This is a genomic window from Vibrio sp. L3-7, assembly GCF_963898195.1.
Classification (GTDB): Bacteria; Pseudomonadota; Gammaproteobacteria; order Enterobacterales; family Vibrionaceae; genus Vibrio; species Vibrio echinoideorum.
In genome coordinates, this window is record NZ_CAWQUW010000001.1 from 465,375 (window position 1) to 488,535 (window position 23,161).

Annotated in this window: 20 protein-coding genes and 1 pseudogene; 16 read left to right on the forward strand and 5 right to left on the reverse strand. The window is 44.2% G+C overall.

Going from position 1 to position 23,161, the window contains the following annotated elements:
• Positions 1-256 precede the first annotated feature (256 nt).
• A complete protein-coding gene (locus tag AACW75_RS02160; protein ID WP_017073904.1) occupies positions 257-871 on the forward strand; it encodes a TetR/AcrR family transcriptional regulator in 615 nt (204 codons plus the stop codon).
• Between the two features lie 47 nt (positions 872-918).
• On the opposite strand, the gene AACW75_RS02165 is transcribed toward AACW75_RS02160, so the two are convergent.
• Complete coding sequence (locus tag AACW75_RS02165; protein ID WP_145568098.1) at positions 919-1,839, reverse strand: LysR family transcriptional regulator; 921 nt, start codon at positions 1,837-1,839, stop codon at positions 919-921.
• 187 nt (positions 1,840-2,026) lie between these two features.
• Here AACW75_RS02165 and AACW75_RS02170 point away from each other — a divergent pair, with 187 nt between their 5' ends.
• Both AACW75_RS02170 and AACW75_RS02175 read left to right on the forward strand, forming a co-directional pair.
• On the forward strand, positions 2,027-2,332 hold the full coding sequence (locus tag AACW75_RS02170) for a monooxygenase (RefSeq protein ID WP_145563610.1): 306 nt from the start codon (positions 2,027-2,029) through the stop codon (positions 2,330-2,332).
• Between the two features lie 84 nt (positions 2,333-2,416).
• Positions 2,417-2,791, forward strand: a complete 375-nt coding sequence (locus AACW75_RS02175; RefSeq protein ID WP_145568096.1) for a hypothetical protein — start codon at positions 2,417-2,419, stop codon at positions 2,789-2,791.
• Between the two features lie 85 nt (positions 2,792-2,876).
• On the opposite strand, the gene AACW75_RS02180 is transcribed toward AACW75_RS02175, so the two are convergent.
• Positions 2,877-3,401, reverse strand: coding sequence for a lipocalin family protein (locus AACW75_RS02180; protein ID WP_145568094.1), 525 nt, complete (start codon positions 3,399-3,401; stop codon positions 2,877-2,879).
• 276 nt (positions 3,402-3,677) lie between these two features.
• On the opposite strand from AACW75_RS02180, the gene AACW75_RS02185 reads away from it, so the two are divergent.
• Complete coding sequence (locus tag AACW75_RS02185; protein ID WP_237297383.1) at positions 3,678-5,360, forward strand: amidohydrolase; 1,683 nt, start codon at positions 3,678-3,680, stop codon at positions 5,358-5,360.
• A gap of 24 nt (positions 5,361-5,384) precedes the next feature.
• Here AACW75_RS02185 and AACW75_RS02190 read toward each other — a convergent pair whose 3' ends face one another.
• A complete protein-coding gene (locus AACW75_RS02190; protein WP_237297376.1) occupies positions 5,385-6,653 on the reverse strand; it encodes an MFS transporter in 1,269 nt (422 codons plus the stop codon).
• A 152-nt stretch (positions 6,654-6,805) separates the two neighbouring features.
• Here AACW75_RS02190 and AACW75_RS02195 point away from each other — a divergent pair, with 152 nt between their 5' ends.
• The 5 genes from AACW75_RS02195 to AACW75_RS02215 all read left to right on the forward strand — a co-directional run bounded on the left by AACW75_RS02195 (position 6,806) and on the right by AACW75_RS02215 (position 14,395).
• On the forward strand, positions 6,806-7,573 hold the full coding sequence (locus AACW75_RS02195; RefSeq protein WP_145568090.1) for an ABC transporter ATP-binding protein: 768 nt from the start codon (positions 6,806-6,808) through the stop codon (positions 7,571-7,573).
• A gap of 17 nt (positions 7,574-7,590) precedes the next feature.
• Positions 7,591-8,502 carry an ABC transporter substrate-binding protein gene (locus AACW75_RS02200; protein ID WP_237297377.1) on the forward strand — a complete coding sequence of 304 codons (912 nt, stop codon included), beginning with the start codon at positions 7,591-7,593 and terminating at the stop codon, positions 8,500-8,502.
• Entirely contained in the window at positions 8,502-10,499 is a 1,998-nt protein-coding gene (fhuB, locus tag AACW75_RS02205; RefSeq protein ID WP_237297378.1) for a Fe(3+)-hydroxamate ABC transporter permease FhuB, read from the forward strand. Before AACW75_RS02200 ends, fhuB begins: the two co-directional genes overlap by 1 nt.
• Positions 10,500-10,691: 192 nt before the next feature.
• Positions 10,692-11,648 (forward strand): GntR family transcriptional regulator, encoded by a 957-nt coding sequence (locus AACW75_RS02210; RefSeq protein WP_145568085.1) that lies wholly within the window; start codon positions 10,692-10,694, stop codon positions 11,646-11,648.
• A gap of 590 nt (positions 11,649-12,238) precedes the next feature.
• Positions 12,239-14,395 carry a TonB-dependent receptor gene (locus AACW75_RS02215; RefSeq protein ID WP_145568083.1) on the forward strand — a complete coding sequence of 719 codons (2,157 nt, stop codon included), beginning with the start codon at positions 12,239-12,241 and terminating at the stop codon, positions 14,393-14,395.
• Positions 14,396-14,560: 165 nt separating this feature from the next.
• On the opposite strand, the gene AACW75_RS02220 is transcribed toward AACW75_RS02215, so the two are convergent.
• A complete protein-coding gene (locus AACW75_RS02220) occupies positions 14,561-15,046 on the reverse strand; it encodes a hypothetical protein (protein WP_145568080.1) in 486 nt (161 codons plus the stop codon).
• 212 nt (positions 15,047-15,258) lie between these two features.
• Between AACW75_RS02220 and AACW75_RS02225 the strand changes: the two are divergent.
• From AACW75_RS02225 to AACW75_RS02245, 5 genes and pseudogenes are all read left to right on the forward strand, one after another.
• Positions 15,259-15,498 (forward strand): annotated as a pseudogene (locus tag AACW75_RS02225) (metal-dependent hydrolase family protein); the annotation flags it as partial.
• Positions 15,499-15,725: 227 nt separating this feature from the next.
• Positions 15,726-17,135: a cation:dicarboxylate symporter family transporter gene (locus AACW75_RS02230; protein ID WP_145568078.1), complete on the forward strand. Its 1,410-nt coding sequence runs from the start codon at positions 15,726-15,728 to the stop codon at positions 17,133-17,135.
• Positions 17,136-17,216: 81 nt separating this feature from the next.
• A complete protein-coding gene (locus AACW75_RS02235) occupies positions 17,217-18,668 on the forward strand; it encodes a CoA-disulfide reductase (RefSeq protein ID WP_145568076.1) in 1,452 nt (483 codons plus the stop codon).
• A 91-nt stretch (positions 18,669-18,759) separates the two neighbouring features.
• Complete coding sequence (locus AACW75_RS02240) at positions 18,760-19,185, forward strand: rhodanese-like domain-containing protein (protein ID WP_145568029.1); 426 nt, start codon at positions 18,760-18,762, stop codon at positions 19,183-19,185.
• Positions 19,186-19,340: 155 nt separating this feature from the next.
• Positions 19,341-19,787, forward strand: coding sequence for a pentapeptide repeat-containing protein (locus AACW75_RS02245; RefSeq protein ID WP_145568028.1), 447 nt, complete (start codon positions 19,341-19,343; stop codon positions 19,785-19,787).
• A gap of 49 nt (positions 19,788-19,836) precedes the next feature.
• Here AACW75_RS02245 and AACW75_RS02250 read toward each other — a convergent pair whose 3' ends face one another.
• Positions 19,837-21,195 (reverse strand): CAP domain-containing protein, encoded by a 1,359-nt coding sequence (locus tag AACW75_RS02250; RefSeq protein ID WP_145568027.1) that lies wholly within the window; start codon positions 21,193-21,195, stop codon positions 19,837-19,839.
• Between the two features lie 432 nt (positions 21,196-21,627).
• Here AACW75_RS02250 and AACW75_RS02255 point away from each other — a divergent pair, with 432 nt between their 5' ends.
• Positions 21,628-22,113, forward strand: a complete 486-nt coding sequence (locus AACW75_RS02255; RefSeq protein ID WP_318276419.1) for a TetR/AcrR family transcriptional regulator — start codon at positions 21,628-21,630, stop codon at positions 22,111-22,113.
• 113 nt (positions 22,114-22,226) lie between these two features.
• Positions 22,227-22,733, forward strand: coding sequence for a GNAT family N-acetyltransferase (locus AACW75_RS02260; RefSeq protein WP_145568026.1), 507 nt, complete (start codon positions 22,227-22,229; stop codon positions 22,731-22,733).
• Positions 22,734-23,161: the final 428 nt, after the last annotated feature.

The window sequence follows — 23,161 nt, forward strand, 5'->3', positions numbered from 1 at the left end:
ACGTACTGTTCCTATGCGGTACTCAATTATGTTCTTTTTTTAGACTAACCAAATCAAACTAGACTGTCTAGTTTGATTGTGTTAAAAATAAGTTTCATCGTTAATGATTGATAAAACCATCACAAAAAGCATAATGCTTAGCCTGTATCGAGAAACACTCAGACAAATATTTAAAGATACAAACGCAATGAGACAGAACTAAGTAACGAGACAACACTAGATAACGACCCAACACCAAGTAACGAGAAGCAAGCACGTGACAAAAATCATCAAGAGTGAACAAAAGAGATCGCAGATCTTAACCGCAGCTAGCCAACTTTTCTCTGAACATGGCTTCAAGATCAACATGGATCAGATAGCAAAAGCAGCAAACGTTTCTAAGCAAACGGTCTACTCTCACTTTAAAAACAAAGACGAACTTTTCGAAACCTGCATGCAAACTAGGTGTGCAGAGCGCGAACTTAGCCCTGCTGCGTTTGATATGAATGCTGCAGTGGGTGATGAGTTGGTGAAATTTGGCGTGAAGTTTCAGGACTTGTTACTTGATGATCAATCTAGGCAAACCTTTCAAAACGCAGTCAGCCAAGCCAACACACACCCAGAGATTGCCTCTATTTATTTAGAAACTGGGCCACAGAAGACCACCAAGTTACTCGCTGATTATTTGCAGACCAAGATAGATTCTGGTGATCTAACACTTTCGACCTCAAGCTCACCAACCATGGCAGCGCAACAATTACTGCTTATGTTTCATGGTAAATCGGCGTATTGGGCATTTTTCGGGCATGATAGCGGCGAATCTGATGAAGAGAGGCTGCACTACACTCGCGAATGTGTCGCGCTTTTCTTGAACGGTAACCAACCTAGCTAGTTCAAGCCCTAATTTCAGTTAGAGCCAGAGCTTGCGTTCAAACTTTATCAGGAAGATAAAGGCAAGGGAGGTGCTGACTCTAGCAGTAATTCGTAGAACCGTTTTGCAGCAGGGCCTGTCTTTGCCCCTTTTGGCAAAGTGAGATGAAGCGGGACTTGGTATCCACTGCCATTTTCCACATTCAACACCGTGAGCTTGTCACTTCCTCGACTATCGACAAGATGCTTAGGTAACCTGCAATACCCGACTCCCTGCTCTACCGCACCAAAGGCATGGTCGAAATTATCGACCGTAATACGCTGGCTCGACTTCAGCCAACCCACATCTTTTTTGTTTCCTAGTTTTTTACTGCCTTGATTAACTTGAGCACCTAAATCTCTGACAACAATTTGTGGCAACGACGATAACTGATTGAGCGATATCGATGTCGCCTTAGCTAACGGATGTGAACTCACTACCACAGGCTCCATCTTTGTAAAGCCAAAGGCTTCAGCAGGATAATTGGTGATCGGTAAGTTGATAATGGCAACATCAACCAATTCTTGAATGACCATTTCCGTGGTCTTAGACAATGAAGTTTCAATCACTTGTATTGATGTGGTGTTGTTCTCTGCCATAAACGCAGCCATAGGTTTATAAAGGCGCTCAAGACAACACAAATGATCAACCGCCACCACCATTTCAGACTCCATACCTTTTGCTAGCTGCTCACTGATCAGCTCTAGTTCCCGAGCTTGTTCCAGCATGCTGCTCGCCCTGCGAAGTAACGCTTTACCGTCTTCCGATAACACCGCCCTACGACCTTCGACCTGAACCAAAGACACACCCAGTTGATCTTCCAACTTTCTCAGCGCATAAATCAGCGTGGTGTGGCTCTTATTTAATTGCAGTGCCGCCGCCTGAATACTTCCAGCACGGTCTATTTCATAGAGTGTTTGCCATTGGTCTAGGGTGGTCTTTAATCTCATCGGTCTAAAATCCTGACAGTTAATGGCGATATTATGAACTTTTCTGTTTATTTTTTACAGGTAATATCTATTTCAGCAAGCAATATCTAGCTCAACAGGCAATCAAGCCTCTGATATTTGGCGTTATAGCTTTTAGTTTTGAGCTTATTCCTAACGTCACACTAAACAACAGTTTGGAGAAATAACCATGAAATTATTACAAGTTGATTTTGAATTTAGCGGCCCATTTGGTGAAGAAATGTCGAACGCACTCGTTGACCTAGCGAAATCAATTAACGACGAACCTGGCATGATCTGGAAAATCTGGACAGAAAACGAAGCTGAAAAACTGGGCGGTGGTGTCTATCTTTTTGAAGACCAACTGAGTGCTGAGACTTACCTAGCGATGCATGCCGCTCGCTTAAAAAATATGGGTGTAGCCGAAGTACGTGGTGTGATTTTTGATGTTAATCAACCATTAACGACCATTAATAAAGGCCCAATCAACGACTAGTTAAGTCGTTCGTTCGCTGAATGAAAACAAAGCAATTGAAATGAAAATAGAAACAGCGAAAGGCACGAGATAGAGAGATACAACATGAACAATAAAACGTTTTTAAGCCTACACGGCATCATTTACGCAGGGTTTGCCATCGCACTGTTTTTTCTACCAACGATGATGTGGCCCATGTACGGTGTGGAAATTAATGATAAGTACGCTTACTTTCTATCTCAACACACAAGTATCTTTCTTGGTGGTATCGCAGCCATAACTTGGTTGTTGCGAGATATTGAAGCGGGAATTAGCGCCAAAAAGCTCATCCAAGGACTGGTTATCACCAATATGTTGGGGGCTATCATTACACTGTATGCGGCTTTCACTGGTATCTTTGTTGGTTTTGGTTGGAGTGACCCCGCTTTCTTTATCTCGCTTTCAATTCTCAGCGTTTTGCAAGTTCGTAGACAAGGCTAGCTAATGTAAAAAATCAGAACAAAAAAAGGGACAGATGAGTTTATTCACTGTCCCTTTATTGTCATCTTCAAAAACGTTTCATTCACTATTGTTGATCGTTGTGCTCAACAAAAATTAGCTCATCGATATTAAAGCCGCGCTCTTTCGACATCGCTTTGAACTTCTCCATCACTTCTGGAGCAACCTCTGGTGTTCGAGAAAGTAACCATAGGTAGTCAGTATCAGGGCCAGAAACAAACGCGTATTGGTAGCCCTCTTTATCTAATTCAAACACCACATACGCACCATAGAATGGACCGAAAAATGACACTTTCAGATAACCTTGGTCGCTACCCTCTACAAAATAAGCTTTGCCTTCCGCTTCGTTCCATTCACCCTTCTCAGCTGAATAACCACGGTTAATCACTTTTACACCGCCATCTTCACGGAGGCTGTAATCGGCACTGATGTTATTCAACCCACGTTCAAATGAATGATCCAAACGAGCCACTTCGTACCAAGTTCCTAAGTATCTATCTAACTCAAACTCTTTGACTGGTTTTACTGTGTCTGGCACACCAACACATCCACCCAATAAGATTACGCTCAGTAATAATAAAAATCTTTTCATCCTAACCTCAACTCACGTTTTATGTCTTTCTAATACTCTATACGTTTCCATTAAGAAATAGATCTCTACTTATTCGTCGAATCAGTGACTTATCTAACATTTACGTTACAAAAAAGCCTCAATTAATTTATAAATATCAGAACGCATCACAGACTATTCATCTGTTCCCTATAATTGAAAATAAGATAATCAACGTGAATGACTATGATTAAACATTTATTGAAAAAATCACTGCCGTTTTCTGTACTGGTAGGCGCCCTTTACTTAGGGACATCAATGGTTGGTTCGTTGGTTATGGCCGAAACGTCGAGCGATCAGATTTTTACAAACGCCATTATTTATGGTCATTACGAATCCGATAGTATCGCTATCAAGAACGGGAAAATAATCTTTATTGGTCAGAAACAAAATGCGTTGGAATACGCGAATACCGATACCAATACCAATACCAATACCAATACCAATACCAATACCAATACCAATATCATCGACCTTCAACAACGCTTTGTCTTGCCCGGTTTCATTGATAATCACAACCATGTTTTTGAAGCCGCCTCAGAACTAGGTGGTAATTGCGAACTCGATTCTGAAGCCACACTCGAAGAACAAATCCCTTACTTAGAAGCGTGTAAAATCAATGCCGAAATCGATGGTCGAGGCTGGTTAATGGGTTATGGCTTTTCTCTGGAATCGACACTCGACAGCGATTCGGAATACACGCCACTTGAGATCATCGACAGTGTTTTTCCAGACCGCCCAGTGGTGATCATGGAGCAAACCTCCCACTCAATGTGGGTCAACTCAAAAGCACTGAAAATCGCACGAATCAGCCAGCAATCGCCAGATCCCCAAAGCGGCGCATATTTAAAAGACTCAAGCACTGGAAAACTTAACGGCATCTTACTAGATAACGCTGGCGACCAAATCATGGAGATGGCGTGGAACAGTCAAAGCGATCTCTTTGAACAGAGCTACCAAGGCTTAATGTTCGGACTTGAAGAAGCCGCAGCGCACGGCATTACCACCATAGGTGACGGCCGAATGTATTGGAAACGAGGCTGGTATGACGTTTGGCTAGAAGCCGAGCAAAACCAAGATTTGACTGCTCGCGTGTCATTGCGCCCTTGGGTTTACCCATCAATGGCGATTCCCTCTCAATTAGAAGTCTTTGAGAAGATGTATTCCGATGACAAAAGCCGCTTGCTGCTTGTCGATCAGGTAAAAATGTACAGCGATGGGATCTTCATTAACGGTACAGCAAAAACACTCGCGCCCTATTTAGATACCTATCTGCCACAATCTCCCAATGGCCTAAACTATATTCCACCAGCACAGATGAAAGAGTGGCTCACCGCTCTCGATAAAATCGGCTTTAGCGCTCACATTCATGCTATTGGTGATGGCGCCGTTCGTGAATCCCTTGATGCAATCGAAAGTATCCGAAAACAAGGGTCGCAAAAACCCTACACCCTAACCCATGTTGAATTAATCAATGATGAAGATGTTCCCCGCTTTAAACAACTCAATGTCTCGGCGGATTTCCAAGTCGGGTCTGATTACGTAGCCAAGCATCAACACCAATGGGCCGAAGCCTTCCTTGGCGCTCGCCGCGCCAAAGCCATGATGAACCTCGATGCGATACTCAAAACGGACGCCAATATCACCTTGAGCAGTGACTGGAACGTACACGACATCAACCCATTGGTCGGTATCGCGAACAGCTTAATCATGGGTAAAACAGGCCTAACCGATATCTACACTGCAATAGATGCTTACACGCTCAATGCAGCTAAGAGCCTTGGCATTGAGGACATTACCGGTTCTATTGAGGTCGGAAAAGCAGCGGATTTTGCCATTCTCGAACGAGACATAACGACTTTATCAGCAAGACAAATCGCTAAAACTCAAATTCTGATGACAGTATTGCGGGGGGAGATTGTATACGAAGATACGCAATAACCTGTTGGTAGCCGATAGTGCAAATCAGATTGATTCAACTGTATCTGTATTTTCGTTGTTTTTTACAAAATAGGCCGTGGCTAGAATCAAGATAGAAAACAGAATACACAGATAAATAGGATATAGCGGGTGCAAAGTTGAAGTAAACGCAAGCAACGATGCAACCCCATAACCAAGTGTGTGTGACATCGAAATGTATCCTGCAGCTGCGCCAGGTGAATCAGATTGCTTTTCAGTGGCTAATAAAGTGTAGGCGGGTACAAGTAATGCCGCACCAATAGCTGCAAATACCATCGCGCCGCCAAACACCCAAATGTTAGGTATCAAAAACATAAGAAAACCAACGACTAAGCCAAACGCCCCCCAACGATACATTACTGTAGGCGTTAGCTTACCCTTCTTAATAACCAAAATCTGAGCCATAAAAGTACACGCGGCACTAATGGTTAACAAGATCCCAATCGCATCACTTAGTTGTTCTGTTGACCAATGAGTAACGGAATAGATTAACGGTGAAAAGCTGTATTGTAACAACGCCACCGCCGCACACAGCAATAAACCACTAGACAGAAAAGGCCACAATATCTTTTTAGGTAACCAAGACAATGCGCCTTTTTCACTCACTCTTTTACTGTCCAGCTTTGGGGCTGGTAATAGCATTGCGGCGACTAAAGCGACACATGGCAGAAAAATCATGATCATTAGCGGTGCAAAAGGAGAAAGCTTCAGCGCAAAAATAGAGATCAGAGGCCCAATTAATCTGCCTGCACTCAAGCCTATACTGACGGATGTAATGGCCTGTAAGCGATTTTTCTCACCACACAACAAGATTGCCCAGTGCTGACTTGCAGGTACCATTCCAGACACAGTACAACCATAAATGATCCGAGCAAAAATCAACCCTACAAAGCAAACCACTAATACCGGATCGATATGTCTGTCCATGGCAAATAAATCGCTACTGGCGGAAAACAAATGGTCGCTTGCAACGAATAAGTGGCTGCTCATAGCAAACAGACACAACAAAGCAAAGCTGACCGCCATCCCAACCAATGCCTGAATTACGACTTTTTTAGGGCCATATTTGTCGCTGTACCTCCCCCAAAAAGGCGCAGAAGGCAGAAACAACAAGCTCCCTATGGCAATGAAAATAGACCAAGTAGGCAAACTGAATGCAGACTGTTTTACAAGAAAAGGCAGAGAAACGAGTAAGCCGTTTTGCCCAATTCCCATTAGGGCAGCAGCAAGACCAATGGTCATCAAGTGAAATTTTTTATTTTGTATAACAGACATAATATTGAAGGTGCTAGAAAAGGTTGGAAGGTTCAATTATGGGCAACATCATAAGTAACGATAAATTGATTGATTTAGAGAATCATTATCATTTGAATTTCATTATGTTACATTAACGGCTAGTAGCCTATAACTCAACTCCCTATTTCATTATGTACAAACTTACCAATGCCTCGTTCGAAATCGACGGTAAGAAAATCCTGTCTCCAACCAACTTAACGTTTGAACCAAAGAAGATTACCACTTTGCTAGGTCATAACGGGTGTGGTAAATCGACGCTCATGAAATTATTGAGCCGACAAAACGCACCAACTGAAGGTGAGGTTTTCTTCAATCAGCAGTTGCTTTCATCGTACAGCAATCTCGAATTTGCACACCAAGTTGCCTACCTTCCTCAACATCCACCAATCACTGACGGTGTAACCGTTCGTGAACTCGTTTGTTTTGGTCGCTATCCGTGGAAAGGCGCGTTCGGGCGTTATAGCAAAGAGGACTACGCTATCGTTGACGAAGCGATTGAAAAAGTAGGGTTGAATGCATTCTCTGAACGATTCGTCGCAACGCTTTCTGGTGGTGAGAGACAAAGAGCTTGGGTTGCGATGCTGCTCGCTCAACAAAGCCAATGCATTTTACTGGATGAGCCGACCTCAGCCCTAGATGTTGCCCATCAACATGAGTTACTGGCCTTGATCAGAGACCTAAATCAATCCCTAGGATTAACCGTCATTATGGTGCTGCATGATGTCAATATGGCCGCCAAATTCAGTGACCATTTGATTGCACTTCATTCAGGAAAAGTCATTGCTTCTGGCTCACCTAAAGAGCTGATGACGCCTGAAACGCTGATGCAAATCTACGGAATGGAACTTGCTCTCTTTAAACACCCTGAAACAGGGCAACCTATCAGTTACATCCCTTAAATAAAAAGGAATCGGTTGTGAAAACATTCATAACAATGCTGTGCGTATTATTCGCTTTTAATGCCCTTGCTCTAAAGAGCGCTTATGCATTAGAAATCACGCACGAAATGGGTACCGCCTCCTTCGATACTCCGCCTAAAAAAGTCGTGGCTTTAGACTGGGCCCTAACAGAAACCGTGCTAAGCCTAGGTGTTGAGTTAGAAGGTATTGCCGATGCCAAAGGTTATCAGCAGTGGGTTGTGAAACCCGAGCTGAATTCAAACGTGACTGATGTTGGGTCTCGACGCGAACCAAACCTAGAACTGCTGACGGAGCTAAAACCCGATGTCATTTTAATCAGTGAACATATGGCGGCGGCATACCATCAACTGAATAAAATCGCACCGGTATTGGTTTACAGTATCTACAGTAAAAAAAAGCAGCCGCTTGAGTCAGCAACAAACATCACCTTATCTTTGGGCAAGCTGTTCGACAAAGAACAACGCGCTCAACAAGTGATTGCTGAGACCAACAAGCGACTCAATGAAAACAGCGAAAAAGTGCGTACGGTTGGCAACTCTGAGAAACCCTTGATATTCGCTCGCTTTATCAACGACAAAACCTTACGAATTCACAGCCAAGGTTCATTAGCACAAGCCACCATCAGCGCAATGGGTTTGAAAAATGATTGGCAAGAGCAAACCAACCTTTGGGGCTTTAGCACCACTGGCACAGAAAGGCTCGCTGAACATCAAAAAGCTAACGTCATGATATTTGGCCCACTTCAAGAGGAAGAGCGTAAGCAACTGACTCAGTCTCCTCTTTGGCAAGCGATGGAATTTACGCGTACTGACTCAGTTTACGAACTTCCTAGTATTTGGACCTTCGGTGGGCTTATTGCCGCTCAAAGGTTCAGTGACCACATTACAGAACTGCTTACCCAAAAATAATGGCTACCATCAAGCTCGAAAACACCATCACTGAACGACTCAATATCAAAGCAGCAGCGCTATCGATCACGGCTGTTTTGCTTATCAGCGTACTACTGCAAATTACCGCTCCGTACTCACAAGGGGTGGGGTTGATTTGGGATACGCTTTTTCATTTTGATTCTTCAAACTATCAGCACCTCATTACCCACCTAACCTATTTACCTCGGCTCGCTGTCGCACTGATTTGCGGTTTCGCACTGGCCGTCGCGGGGTGTGTAATGCAGTTCGTATTGCGAAACCCGATTGCCTCACCAACGACACTGGGCGTAGCTGCTGGCGCAGAGCTCGGTATGGTATTAGGGATCTTATTGATTCCAGCCAACCTCGCAATTCCTGGGTTTATTCCGGCTTTTGTTGGAGGCTGCCTTGCAACAGGCTTGGTCTTTACCCTAAGTTCTGCTCGTGGGTTTTCCCCACTGCATATGGTGCTTGCTGGTATGGTTGTCAGCCTATTTTTAGGCTCCCTCAATACCATGCTACTCATGCTACATGAGCAACAACTCACCAGCATTTTTGTATGGGGTGCGGGTGTGCTAAATCAGAACGACTGGTCTAGCGTACAGGTGCTTATTCCTTTGGTTTCTATCCCAACCCTATTACTGCTGGTGTTTCAACGTCCGTTATCAGCGCTACAGTTCGGTGATAATGTGGCGACATCGCTTGGCGTTAACATCAAACAAATTAAATTGCTGTGCTTATCATTAGCGATATTCATCACCGCAGCCGTTGTAAGTGAAGTAGGCTTAATTGGATTTGTTGGTATTGTGGCCCCCGCAATCGCAAGGCTTCTTGGCGTAAGAGATCTCGCAAAACAAATTTTAGTCAGCGGTTTAGTGGGCAGTATGATGCTACTGATTGTTGATTTGGTTATTCAGCCCTTCTCTGGCGTTGGTGGCGAAATTCTCCCTACCGGTGCAATGACCGCCTTACTTGGTGCTCCCTTTTTGTTGTGGTTGTTACAACGAACCAAACTTCAATCGGACTTAAAGAACCGCAGCGAGCACGTTGAACACTACAAATTAGTCGATACGCGTAAAGTGTTGGCAACCATGTCACTTTTACTCATTGTTGTTTGTACTGTTGCGCTTACGTTTGGTAAAAACCAATTCGGCTGGAGTGTTGAATTCCACCAGTCACTGTTCGAGTTACGCTTACCGCGCGTGTTGGTTGCGTTATTAGCCGGAATTGGACTGGCGTTTGCTGGCACGATTATTCAACGTATCTCAAACAACCCAATGGCCAGCCCTGAAGTATTAGGGATCAGCTCTGGCGCAGCACTTGCGCTTGTTCTCGGCACATTATTTGGCACTGCGGTAGGACGAGAAGAGCAAATGCTGCTCGGCACACTCGGCGCAACTTCCGTGACGGCTCTAGTCTGGATCATGGGCAGAAAACACAATTTCGCCCCAACTCAAACCTTGTTAACCGGTATCGCGCTAAGTGCAGGGCTCGACGCTTTGCTGCGCATTGCGATGAGTTCTGGTAATGAGAATGCTACGTCCCTACTCACTTGGCTTTCTGGCTCAACCTACTTAGTCGCCAATCAAGACGTGATTTTACTTGCGGTTGGCGTGGCCATCGTTGGTGCGATTGCATTGTCATTGCACCGTTGGGTTGAGCTCATTAATCTGGGAGAAGTGACCACAAGCAGCCTTGGTATGAACACGACCGTGGTTCGCTTAGCGTTACTTTTGTTGGTTGCCGCATTAACAACGCTCTGCACCATCGTTATTGGCCCGTTAAGCTTTATTGGATTATTGGCGCCGCACATGGCTCGCTCCCTTCACCAATATCGCGCTATCCCTCAGATGCTCACAGCCGCTTTATTAGGTGCGATCATCATGGTGAGTGCCGATTGGATTGGTCGTACATTATGGTTCCCTTGGCAATTCCCTGCTGGGTTATTAGCCTCTCTGCTTGGTGGTGGTTACTTCTTGTATCTAATGAGAAAATAAACGCGCACTGATAAATAATTTCCCCGTTTAAAGGCAACACTTTAAGCGGGTTTCTCTTCTAATTTTCTTACAAACCCACTTATCTCAACAACTTTCCAGCATTGTCTTTTGGCTGCAGAAACACAATGTATGGTATTCGTCTGTTTTTGTGTTTACCATGGGTTCAAGAATAAACGCACTTTTCTGAGCCTCATGGACATAACAACAATTACAAAACTCCAACAAGACCTACTATTTAAGGTCATAGCTCGCCTAAAAGCCGACGATGCCAAAGCAGGCAACAGCCTTAATGAATCTTCACTAGCGCAACAGTTCGAAGTATCAAGAACCCCTATTCGAGCTGTGCTAACGTATTTGTCTGCCCAAGGGATTACTAAGGTTGTTCCATATAAAGGTTCTGTATTACAAACTGATGCCGCTGACATTGAAATTGAAGGTCAAGACAACGACGAACAACCTCGCCAAGATCAGTTATACCTTCGAGTTCTCATGGATCTTTTTTTTAGTGAATTAGGTCAGTCGTTTTCCGAGAAAGAATTACAAGAGCGTTACCAAGCCAACCGTGGTGAAATGCAAAACGTTCTGCGACTGTTAGAAAGCGATGGGATTTTCCGTCGTAGTCCGGGTTACAAATGGCAGCTTGATGGTGTGCTGAACACACTAGAAAGACATACTGAAAGCTACCGCTGTCGATTGATTTTCGAGCCAGCAGGTTTACTCGAACCCACGTGGATACTCGATCGTACCGCGATGGAAAGCTGCCGAAATCAACACGCGCAAGCCATTGCTGAACCAGAAACGGTTACGGCGAGTCAACTTTTTACCCTTAGTGCCGAGTTCCACGAGCAACTTGCAGCGTGTTCAGGCAATCGCTTCTTGCTGAGTACAATGCAGCAACATAATCGCCTTCGCAAAGCTACCGACCTTGTCTCAATGCACATTCAATCCTCTGTTATTAAATCGTGTCAACGCCGCCTAGAGATCATTGAATTAGTGCTCAAAGGTGATAATCACACAGCATCTACCCATTTGGCTCAGCTGCTGGAAAACGATATTCGCGTGATGAAACGTACCTATAATGATGTGATGAACGTACCTAAGGCTCAACAAAAAAGTTTAATTGATAGCATCATGGCAAAAAACAGCTAACCGCTTGGGCAGTCAAATCATGGCTGCCTTTTATCGTGTCCCTCTATCATTACAAACACTACTTCTTGCCTCACTATCACTATCACTATCACTATCACTATCACTATCACTATCACTATCGTACCTGCACTTTATACACCGTCCAAATTATAGGCTTCACACCTACTTCAACACATACAGCACAAGGCACTAGCCCTACTTTTCTTCTGCAACTAACAACCGCACCAGCCCACTGACTCCAAATCTATAAAATAAAATTGCACTTTCATATTGTATTTTCGCAACAAAAACACAATAATAATGATTCTTATTTAGAATTGATAAGCTTAACGATAATACTTCGTACTTTTATTTTTGAAGTGTCGTTGTTTAAGTGACATGAACGCGAACGTATACAAGCTCGGAAGATATCGAGACGAGTATGTTTAGGGCCATAACTAGTGACCACCGTTCACCTCTTTTCTAATTTAGGAGGCTTCATTTATTACTGACCAGTAAAGATGAATGCCTAATTACTTATAAAAACAACAAAGTCACCGCACAGATATGAGTCTTTGTGCAGCCTTTTATTGATCAAGATTGAGAACAGAATGAAAACCGAAAAAGGAAGTTTCAAGCTTTCCACCGTTGCCCTCGCGATTGTCGCAGCAAGCACCGTGTTTACAGCCCAAGCGCAAGAATACACATCTGAAGAAAAGATGGTGGTTGTCTCTAGTCGCACTCCTAAAGCGATCAGCGATATCCCAGGTACAGTGTGGTACATCGACTCCGACAAAATTGAACAGGAATATCGTGGTGGTAAATCACTAGGCGAAATTCTATCGGCAAGCATTCCCTCTTTAGATGTAAGCAGCGGCGCTCGAACTAACTATGGTCAAAATCTACGTGGTCGTAAGATGCTCGTTATGATTGATGGCGTATCACTGCAATCTTCTCGCCCAATCAGCCGTCACTTAGATTCCATCGACCCATTTAACATCGACCGCATCGAAGTACTGTCTGGTGCAACTTCAATTTATGGTGCAGGGGCTTCAGGCGGTGTGATCAACATAATCACCAAAAAAGCACAAGGCGAAGAGTTAGAGTTTGAATCCTTTGTTGGTGGCTCAACCGGTTTCAATTCTGGTGAAGATTTCGATTACAAAATCGGTCAATCTATCTCAGGCGGTAACGAAAAAGTTCAAGCGCGCACCTCTGTGGTTTACACGGAAACACAGGGATTTTTCGACGCCAATGGTGACATCGTTACCCCTGATATTTCACAAGGCTCAATGCAATTCAACAAGACTGTCGACTTCCTAACGACAGTAGGCGTGAACATCTCTGACACGAAGAAACTCAACTTTCTCGCTCAATACTACGATAGCCAACAAAACTCACCTTACGGCCTGTATATTGTCGGCAGTGACTTTGTTGACGTGCGTAAAGGCTTTGACTCTGACCGTGAACATGGCACCGAACGCATTATGCTTAGCGCATCTTACGTCGACGATCAGTTCCTTGGCCATCAGTTGATTGCTGAAGCTTCGTACCGTAAAGAAGACCAAACTTACACACCTTATTATCAATCTTCTGGTCAGCAAATTACCGATGTCATCTCATTAAAAACAGCACTGGCTAAGAACTTCGGTAAGTTAAATGTTGTTTATGGTATTGATGCGTATCAAGACCAACTCGACAGCAACCAAGCACTTTACGATCCGACGATTGCGAATAATTCAGGTAATTTGATCAACAAGACTTATGCGAAAGTCGGCCGCTATGCGGGCGTTAAAGTCAGCTCTATTGCAGGCTTTGTTCAGTCTGACTATGCGATCACGAATGATTGGACAGTAGAAGGTGGCTTTCGCTACCAATACATGTCTAACAAGATTGATGATTTTGTTGGCTACAGCCAGCAGAAGAAAATCGCTGCAGGCAATGGAACAACTGCAGACGTAGTGCCGGGCGGTGAAACTGATTACAGCGTAGGCTTATTTAACCTAGGTACGATCTACCACCTCACCAACGAGTCTCAAGTTTGGGCAAACTTCTCACAAGGCTTCGACCTTGCTGACCCAGCGAAATACTACGGACAAGGCGACTACACCCTAGTTGGCGATCACTGGAAACTTAACGACAGCATCAACGTTAATGACTCGAAAATGTCTGGCATCAAAACCAACAGCTTTGAGTTGGGTTACCGCCTCGATACTGGTGATTTTAACCTGCAAACGGCGGCTTACTACTCGCAGTCTGACAAGTCAGTGAAGTACGACAAGAGCACACTGCTTATTGAAGAAATCGATGACAAAAAGCGTGTTTACGGTCTAGAGGCAATGGCGTCTTATTGGGTACATGAAAATATTCAGCTAGGTGCATCTGGCCACTATGTAATCTCGGAAGTAAAAGGCGATGATGGCTGGGAAGACTTTACGGCTGGCGAAGCGAGTACTTCAAAAGCCAGTGCTTGGGCTGGTTGGTACGACACAGACCTATCTGTAAAAGTACAAAGCCAAACCATGTTCAACTACGAAGATGCCGACCAAAACGAACTGAATGGTTACACCGTGTTTGACTTAGTCGGTACCTACCAACTACCTGTGGGTAGTCTAGGTTTCGGAATTCAAAACTTGCTGGACAAAGACTACACCACCATTTGGGGGCAGCGTGCTCAAATCGTGTATTCGTCTCACTACGACCCAGCTGCTTACGACTACAAAGGCCGCGGCCGTACTTACGCTTTGAACTACCAAGTAAAGTTCTAATTCTACAAGCTGAACCAACGGCTTAAACAGCCCTACTCAGCAAAATGAAATAGCTTATGCACAAAAAAGGGTTGGTAATTATACCAACCCTTTTCATTGGAGTGTTCATCACGAACTCCGCTATTTTCTATTCTATTCTACTTATGCTTATGCTTATGCTTATGTTTAAGCTTGAGCTGTCTTTGCTTCCAAGCTTGATTCTAGTTTGTCATCAAGTGCAAAGTAGATCTTCGATACAATCACTTCAGCAATCAGAATCGTAAATACCACCGCGAAGAACGCCACCACCCCACCCCAAGGGCCAGTAAAACTCACCTTATCTCCGAACAAAAGGTTAATGGCTTCAAGCATCACAAACTTCGAACCCACCAAAATGATGTAAGTAGTGATTGCTCGGTAAACTTTAGGCGCTGTACCCGGCTTGCTTTTGAAGTGCTCGGAAATTTTGTGTTCTAAACCAATAGAGAGCTTCAACAATAACTGCAGCAACAACGCCGCTATCAAAGAAATAGTGAAAGATTCAATGTTGACGAAGTCCCAGTACTCATCGAAGAAGTTAAGCACGACCAAGTCCACCAGTACCGCTAACGTGTAACCTACGAATAGACGTTGTGGTGTGTTGAACCCGTAAACTTTGTCTGATTTAGTCATTCTGTCTCTCTTTGATTTGATAAGTAGCCTTGATTTGAAATACATCTTAGCGCTCCAATCGAACCAAAACTTACCATTTAATGACACCACACACATTCCATTCAAAATTATTAGCTTTTGTCGGCTGATCATTTTTTAAACTAATGATTCAATCCTCTCTATATAGCCAAACCTAGAAATTTAGATAAGAACCTAAAAATAACTCTCGTCATGAAGTGTTCGACACCATCACAGCCCTTCGCACGGTGACATCAAACTGCGGGCGCTTGTTCGAGATGTCGACTTACCAACACCCTTACCAAGAGAGGAAGCTAGGTCAAATTATTGAAGGTGCGTATGCCGATCTATTGATTATCGACGGTAACCCACTAGAAGGTGTGGCATGTGTAGCTAACACTGAGACACAAAAGCTGATCATGAAAGATGGCGAGGTGTATAAAAACAGCCTTTAAATAAGATCATACAGCTAGCGGTGCTTTGGCGGATTCGTCATTGCACCGTTTTCTTATTCAAAAATTAATTGAGCTCTTTCTCGTCTTTTCTAATCAAGCTTCGTCTTACAGATATTCCTTCACTGGACAACGCTTCAAACCTTGTGCGCCTTTGGTAAAACACCACCTCACACACGTTTCGAGCCTCGCTTCAGTGACTTTATTAGATGTAAATTTAGGAGCTTAAAATGAGCTTTACCTTACTGGCACTGAGTGCCGTTTTCCTCGGCTTTTACGTCGTGTTATCTCGCTTTAAAAAGCAAAAGAAAAGCTTCAACTTCCGTGTCCTTAGCGCACTGGTTGGTGGCCTTCTTTTTGGTGGCATTATCCAAGTAGTACTGGGCACCGACAGCGCGACTGGCTTGCAATTCTCTGAGCTAATCTCTCTGTTTGGCAATGGCTACGTCAAACTGCTGCAGATGATAGTGATTCCACTGGTGTTTGTTGCCATGACAGCTTCGATCATGAATGTAGAAGGCACCAACGCACTCTCGAAAATCGCACCTAAAGTCATCGGTGTGTTGATTTTCACCGTGGCTATCTCGGCGGTCATCGGTATTGCGAGCATCTACTTGTTCAATATCGACGCGAACAGCTTAGTCAATGCGATGGGGACTAACACCGCAATTGAAGCTCGCAATGATAGTTTGCTGTCGACTCAAGAACTGATGTCGAACAACACCTTCACCAGCTTAGTGCTGTCTATCATCCCTGCCAATATTTTTGAAATGCTGACTGGCGCAGAAAGAACCTCAACACTATCAACAGTTCTATTCGGTATGTTCCTTGGTTTTAGCATTCTCCAAGTGAAAAAGCGTAAGCCAGAGAAAGTACAAAGCTTTGTTGATTTCATCAATGCAGCGAAAGAAATCGTTCTATCGATGGTGCGCGAAATTCTTAAGCTTACTCCTTATGGCGTGTTCGCTTTGATGACCAAGTTCATGATGAGCAACGATTTGTTCGCACTCTCTGAAATGGGCCGATTCGTTATTGCAAGCTACGCGGCAATCGCAGTGATGTTCGTGGTCCACCTTGTGATTGTTGGCTTGTTTGGTTTGTCTCCGAAGACCTTCGCTAAAAAATCTTGGCCGGTATTGGTGTTCGGCTTTGGTTCTCGATCAAGCATGGCAGCTATTCCACTAAACGTAGAAACACAAACTCAACGCCTTGGTGTGGATGAAGAAACAGCCAATATGTCAGCAACGTTCGGTACCAGTATTGGCCAAAATGGGTGTGCCGGTATTTACCCAGCAATGCTCGCCATCATGGCCGCACAAGTAATGGGTATCCCAATTGATTTGAGCTTTGTTCTCCAACTTATCGCCGTGATTGCCATTGCTTCATTCGGTATTGCGGGCGTCGGTGGCGGCGCAACCTTCGCAGCGGTTGCCGTGCTGACCATCATGGGGTTAGACATCACGATTGTAGCAATACTGGTCTCTATTGAAGCCTTGATTGATATGGCGCGTACCGCTCTCAATATCTCTGGTTCGATGCTGTCTGGTGTACTAACTGCCAAAACTAACGGTTCATTAAATGCTGAACAGTACAAAGCACAAGCTCCGTCGAATATAACTAATAGCGAGATTCCCGCTTAACTCAAACCGCTCAAGTTATTCAGATTCATTCACATAAACACAGGGCGCGAATGCCGCGTCCTTATAAGAAGAAGTACCGCTATGAAAATCGTAATTTTAGGTGGCAGTGCCGCAGGTATGAGCTTTGCTGCCAAATACAAACGAAACCAGCCCACAGATGACGTTATCGTGATTGAAAAACGCAACTACCTTTCGTTTGGTGCGTGCGGCTTACCCTACTTTGTTGGTGATAAGTTTCCAAATACCGAGCGGATGATCGCTCGTACACCACAACAAGCCATCGATTCAGGGTTAGATGTTCGTATGGATACTGAGGTAGTCGCGGTGAACACATCTGAGCAAATCATCACAGTCGACACGCAAGGCGAATCACAAGAGATTCCGTTTGATAAGTTAATCGTCGCCACAGGTGCGCGCCCTTTAATTCCAGACTTCGCGGCATCTTTCCATGTGGGTAATCCTGAGCGCGCTAATAGCGCAGATTCGAATAACACCGAACACATTTACACGCTTACTAGTATGGAAGATGGCGTTGCCGTGAAACAAGCGATGCTATCGGCAGATAAACCTCGCGTCGCAATCATTGGCGCAGGCTTTATTGGATTAGAGGTATTCGATGCGGCACATGACTTAGGAAAAGACGTCACCATTATTGAGCGCGAAGCGCACATCATGAGCCGCCAATTCAGCCCAGAGATGATCTCCGACGTTGAAGATGCCATTCGTAATACGGGAACGAACCTGTTAACCAACACCCAAGTCGAGCACATTGAAAGTTTTACTTCAAAAGAAAGTGGCGAAGGTAGTCATGAGAAAAACAGTTACCTACTAACGGTCAGCAAAACCGCAGCCAATAATACCAACGAAACCACCAGCAATTCGGCAGAACCAGAATACACCACCGTTCAAGCCGACATAGTGATTTTGGCGCTTGGATTCAAACCCAATACCGACTTGTTTGACCTACCGAAAATACCCAATGGCGCTTTGTTAGTCGATAAGTTTGGGGCGACACCCGTAGCGAATATTTACGCCGTAGGTGACTGCGCGACGGTTCATCATTTAACGCTCGATCAGCCCGTGTATTTGCCACTTGCCACAACAGCCAATAAACAGGCTCGAATGATGGCCGACAGATTAGCAGGCAAAGAGACCTTCCTCGACGGTTTCTTAGGTTCACCGTCTTTGAAAGTACTTGATTACGAGCTTGCTAGCACGGGCATTTCTCATTGGATGGCAAACCAACATGCGGTGCCGATCAGCACTTCTATCATAAAAGACAAGAACCAAACCGATTACTACCCAGGGCAAGAAGACATCAAGATAAAACTTGCTTACGACCCTGAATCTAAACGTCTTTTAGGTGGCGAAATTGTCGGTAAGAAAGGCGCTGTCGCTCGATTAAATGCATTAAGCGTGGCGATTACCGCAGGCATGACGACTCAGCAATTAGGCTATCTCGACTTCAGCTACGCGCCTCCCTTCGCACGAACATGGGACGCGCTGAATGTGGCGGGTAATGTTTCAAAATAGCCGTATCGAAATAACCAAGCTAAATAACGAATTAAACAACAATGCCAAATAGGCACAGAACCGTCATCCAATTTTAATAAGAGAGAAAACCATGGCACAAACCATTACCAAAGGCATCAAAGCCCTAAAAGAAGAAGCCTATAAGGTTGTTGAAGATATGTCGGTAGAAGAAGCAAAAGCGCTATTCGACAGCTCGAACGACCAAGAGAACAAACTTGATGACTACGTATTTATCGATGTGCGAGAAGCTGAAGAAAGAAACAAGCTTGGCATTATTCCTGGCGCTTTTACTTGCCCAAGAGGCATGTTGGAATTCTTAATCGACCCTGAATGCCCTGTCCACAATAAGGTGTTCAACCAAAATAAAACTTACGTGTTCTATTGTGCTCATGGGCTGCGTTCACTTTACGCTGCCAAAATGGCTGCTGAAATGGGCTTAAAGCCAGTTAAGAACCTAGCTGGAGGCTTTGCTGCTTGGGAGGAAAGTTCGGGTAAAATAGAACGATCTATTGAGTAGAAATACCTATCAATTTGAACTAAGTATTAAATGGAATTAACGATTAAATAGAGCTAATGGATTAAATAGAACAAACAGCTAAATAGAGCTTTCTGTGAATTAGAGCTCGCGGTTTACGAGAACAGCGAGCTCAATAAAAAATGATGGTGTGGAGTATGAAAAAATACACTCAACAAGAGCTAGATTCTGTTTTTGAGCAACACAAACTCTGGCTAGAAAACCAAGGCGGAGAACGTGCACAATTGCGTAATGCCGACCTTAGTCAACTAGTGCTTGAAAACATCGACCTGCGTTGCGCCAACCTAATACGCACCAATTTTAGTGGCTCTGATTTATCCGGTAGCAACATGAGTGAAGCTGACATTACCTATGCTGATTTCAGCCATGCGAACCTGAATAATGCGATTTTCCGCGATGCGGACTTGCGAAACACCAACATGAGCTACACGCAAATGCTTAATGTCGATTTATACCGCGCCGATCTGTTTCGTACCGATTTCAGTCACGCCAATCTAAGTACAGGCACATTCAACCGTATCGATCCAAGCAATACCATTATTGAATTGCGTAACCCAAACCAACAATGCGTCGCTGCTGAATAACTAGCGCGGCACATTGATGGTATTAAAGCGTATTTAAGCTGTGCTCGAGTTAATTGAAATCTTGCGTCCAATAAGACACCTTCGATGAGTCAGACTTACTGGTTTTAGAGCCAATACCCATCTTTGTGTGTCCGCTATTCATAATATTTTGGCAGTGCCCTTCATGACCCGCCCAACTATTAAGACCCGCATCGTTAACTTTCCCATCCGTTCGCGGGCTTGTGTAACCAAAGATAGGGATGACCACTGAGTTCGATGAAAGAACAAACGCATTCTGGCCTGAACTGTTCACAACAAAGTGACCTTGAGCGTCTCTTTGGTACTGCTCGTCTGAATTCAACTGAGCATTACTCGCGGTGTTATTGTCCCAAGCGATAGGGGCAACTGGAGGGTAATTCCCACTCGGAAATGATGAACCAAATGCATCACAATAGCGCAGTGTCGACCTTGCACAGTTTGTCGAAATAACCGATTGATACTTAATGCTGTCTTGGCTTAGATCATCTGGAATATTCACAATTCGGCACCATTTTTCATCGGCAACACCTTGGCCAGGCATGCCCCACACTGAGCCATTCAATACTTGATTTTTATCGAGCAATGCGAAATCGATCAGAGTGTCACTAGTAAGTTGGCCTAAATCCAAATTGATATTTCCTGACGAAGCATTCAACTCAAAGATTGATGCCCCGGCTTCCTTGGCTGCGGCATTAATGTTGTCTCGTTGCAATAATGCCCAAGAATCACCAAACCGCTCTTTGGACTGCTGTTCATATACCTTAGCGATAAATTCGTAAGTCGGTAAGTCGGCTTCAACACCACTCTCGTCTTTACTCACAACGCTGCCAACGGTTTCAAATTCCAAAGAACTGTCGATCACAGCATTGTTAAATACATACGTTCCAAGGTGCTCGCTAGAACAAGAGTTGCTATTCATATCGTATCGATATTCTGTAAGCATTCCATCCACAAGCAATTTATTACTTTGTCTTTGTGCGCTTAACCCAACCGCTTCATAACAGTGCCAATCGTCAACAAAACTGCTTCCATTATCGATGATGATAGTGGGTGCAGAGATAACCACATCGACCTTTTGGGTATCTGAACCTTTGAATGCGGGCAGTTCGTTTTTAACGGTAATAGATGAGTAGTTTCTGATGGGATCCGAGCTATCGACAAAGCCTTCAATTGCAAAGAGCATATTGTTACTGAGCGCTTTAATGTCAGGTTTCTGCGAGGTAGTGTTTGATGAATTATCAGAGTTTCCGGGACTGCCTGGCGTATTAGAGTTACTAGGATTATTAGCGCTATCAGAAGTTGTGCTGTCACCTCCAGACGAACTTTCTCCTCCACACCCAGACATAGTAATTGCAATAAGCACTGCTGCTGACACATGTTGCTTTCTCATAAGTTATTCCTTAACCATACATGAATCTTTGGAATTAGAATGTTGCCCTATGAATTTGGCTTGAACTTCAGGTCAATGTCAGAGCCCAAAAATCTTAACATCGAGTTTACAGTTTGGAGGTATTGTCAATTTGAGGTTTGGCTAAACGCTTTGTGTATAATTCATGTAATTTAATTATTAGCGTTACGATCAACAAGCAACGCTAGTGCACCTCTTCTCATTAAAATCAGATTCATCTCGTTCCAATTCAACGATCTTTAAAGATCTTGCGATCCTCATTGTTGTTGTATATTATCCGCACTATAAATTACAGACCGGATAGTCGGTCTGTAAAATAATTGAGTGATATCCATGGACAAGAAGCAGCAAGCAATCCAAGCCGCGATTGAATTATTCGCGACACAAGGCTTTGAAAAAACGTCTATCGCACAGGTGTGTGAAACGGCAAAAGTATCGAAGGGTTTAGTTTTTCATCATTTCAAAAACAAAGATGACCTACTAAGACAGGTGTTTGTTCGCATGGCAGAGATCATTAATGAAGTCGGCGAAAGTGTTGACTTGTCCAGTGAGGGAATGTCAGTAAAAGAGAGGTTTATTAACCTTATCGAGCACATCTTCTTGTCGATGGCCGACCCACAACAAAAACTGTTTTATCAACTTGATTACCAAGTGAAATGTCAGCCGTCGTTAAGGCTGATATTAAAAGACCTGTTGGACGAACGCTACCAACTGATGATGGATTCTTTTGAAGTTATTCTATGTGACATCCCAAATGCCAACAGCATTGTCGACGGCCACATGTTAATCGCCGATATCGATGGTATCGCACTCAATTACTTGTTCTCGGATGGTGATTACCCGTTAGAACAAATTAAAGAGCGCTTCATAGCTAAGTACTTACTGCTGCTGGATTTATAAGTACCTCGCTTAAAGCTCAATAGAACGTTGTTGGCTATCTAAAGTAACTCTCTATCTAAAGATATCTATCAGAGAACGCTAGCAACAAATAATTTAAGTTAGGAATTTTTCAAATGAAAACCCCTTATGAAATTCAATACCAAGCTTTCGCCGCTGCAGGTGGGCTTTACGACGAACGCCATGCAAAACTGTACGCAGAATTTGCCGACGATCTTATTGCCGATGGCAGCTTTTCTATCGTGCATGAAGGCGTAGCACACGCATGCTACACACCAATCACAATAGACGCAGCACCACACCTGAAGTGTTATGTGCTTGCCCCTTTAGCTGTATTGCCAGAATACCAAGGCAAAGGCTACGCGACTCGATTGATGGAAGAAGCCGAGAAGCAACTCGACGCTGACGTTATCTTCGTAATGGGCGAACCGTTCCACTACGGCAACCGTTACAACACGTCACACAACGTGCTTCCACCAGTAAGAACACTTGCACCTTTAGAGTGCTGGTTCGCTAAAGCACTTACCCCAGGCGCACTAGACGGCGTGGGGAAATCTACTTCAACCGTCACTGGCCCTTACGCAAGCGAGCTAATGTGGGGGCACCCAAGCGAGCAAGTTTAAGACATATCGGTTAAAGAAAATGGAACGCTTCGGCGTTCTATTTTTGTTTGGGTGAAGTGTAATGCTTGTCTGAATTGAGAACGTTGATATCCCGTGCGTTCGGGCTGATTTCTAACACCCTCCCCCTCATGTTAAGTTCATCAACCCCTTTCGATTTATGACCGAGGGGGAGAACCTTCTTTGGCGCTGAATGTGTAACTGCGCATGTAACGACCGGCATTCTATTCCTCCCCTTTCCACGAAATACAATGGGTCGAAGATGCTGATTGAGGGGAGGCTAAGAGAGGATTCTTGGGGTAAGTGTGATTACCGAGGGAGGTTGACGGTCTAAATACCGAAGGATTCTGTCGCTGCTTTATTCATAGTAGTCCACTATTGCAGATTAGTTTCTATTCGATAATTGATTCCTCGGCACGTGCCTCCCGTAA